This is a genomic window from Bacteroides sp. RTP31139st1_H2_RTP31139_211217, from assembly GCF_040227615.1.
Taxonomy (GTDB): domain Bacteria; phylum Bacteroidota; class Bacteroidia; order Bacteroidales; family Bacteroidaceae; genus Bacteroides; species Bacteroides uniformis.
Window position 1 is genome coordinate 1 of record NZ_JBCNZM010000255.1, and the last position, 1,282, is coordinate 1,282.

Here is a 1,282-nt window from a genome sequence, read left to right on the forward strand (position 1 = left end):
TCTTCTTCATACCATAGCACCAGCTGCTGCAGACTGTCACACGAGGCTTCGGCCACGATGTTCCCGCTGTCGTCGCTGCCTACGGTCAGATTCGCCTGTCCGCTCTTGCCACGGTACACGGCACCTTCAGGAAGTTTACGGAGGCTGTCCGCAGGTATAGACAGCTTCACCGAACTCGCCGGTATACCCGCCATCACCAGTCCCGCCCGTCGGCTTCCGCTCGCGCTGTCGGTGCTTGCCGATTCCGTCTGTATCTTCTCCACCGTCGTGCTCTTCCTGCTGCTTGCGCAGCCCGCCAAGCACAGGACAGTCATCATGATGGCGGCAACTGTTGGCAGTGTCAATGGCCTTGCGCAGTCGCGCCATTTCGCGCTTGTTGGCCTGCAGGTCTTTTCTTGTTGCATTCAGTTCTTCTTTTAAGGGTACCACAATATTGCTCACCAAAACGCGGGTGGCATGTTCTGCGTTATCCACACGCACACCCTCTGCGTCGGCTTCGGCTTTCATCGCTTCCGCTTTCGCTTTCCTCACCGTAGCACGCAGGGAACCGATGGCTGCTGCAGTGCCCACAAGGCCGCCGCTAAGAATAATGTTCATGATCTCGCTAAAGTCCATACCACCCGTTTTTTAGTCAGTCAACCTTTTATTCTGCTTCCTCGCGTTTCTTTCGGAATAGTCCGATAACCCATTGCACCAGTCCCGTGTCGGCTACCCCATTGGCTACAAGTGAGGCACCAAAACCATAGAGCAAGGCAATGTCCCAGCTCACATCACTCACAAATCCGGCATCAAGCCACCACAGTAGCATCGCGCACACCAAGCCCACACACCAGCTCACCAGCTGCGTCACCCAGCCTTTCATGTTAGGGAACAAACCTTTCAACCCTTCAGTAAGCACCACCACACCGCCGACGAAACCGGCAAAGGTGCCAATCATTGCGTCATAGTCCGTTGCCGGAACATCGGCCCCTTGGGCCATCACAGCCGATACTGTTCCCAGCATCAGCATCATAAACAGCATAATTCGTTTCATTGATTGCTTCTTTTATTATTGGTTAATACCTATTTCTTTCAGCCATTTCTGTACATCGAAACTGGGGCAGGCTTTGGCCGCCAGCTCGTTGTGTCCCACAATGCGCACATCCGGGAATCTGCGATGGAAGTCCTTCACATACTTCTCCAGTGCCTTTTTCTGGCAGCCGGTGCGGGTGTCCTTCGGGGTCTTGCCGTCCTTGGCCACACCGCCGGCATACACAATGTGGCGGCTCACGCTGTTGTACCC

The 1,282-nt window shown here is 54.8% G+C and carries 2 protein-coding genes and 2 pseudogenes; all 4 read right to left on the reverse strand.

Annotated elements, in window-relative coordinates; translation table 11 throughout:
- A pseudogene (locus tag ABUA47_RS23320) lies at positions 1 to 194 on the reverse strand (hypothetical protein); the annotation flags it as partial.
- Positions 136 to 615 carry a hypothetical protein gene (locus ABUA47_RS23325; RefSeq protein WP_007562503.1) on the reverse strand — a complete coding sequence of 160 codons (480 nt, stop codon included), beginning with the start codon at positions 613 to 615 and terminating at the stop codon, positions 136 to 138. The pseudogene ABUA47_RS23320 and the gene ABUA47_RS23325, both read right to left, overlap by 59 nt.
- A gap of 28 nt (positions 616 to 643) precedes the next feature.
- The gene (locus tag ABUA47_RS23330) at positions 644 to 1,033 is read right to left on the reverse strand and encodes a hypothetical protein (RefSeq protein WP_007562505.1); all 390 of its coding nucleotides are present in this window, start codon (positions 1,031 to 1,033) and stop codon (positions 644 to 646) included.
- Positions 1,034 to 1,048: 15 nt separating this feature from the next.
- A pseudogene (locus tag ABUA47_RS23335) lies at positions 1,049 to 1,282 on the reverse strand (lysozyme); the annotation flags it as partial.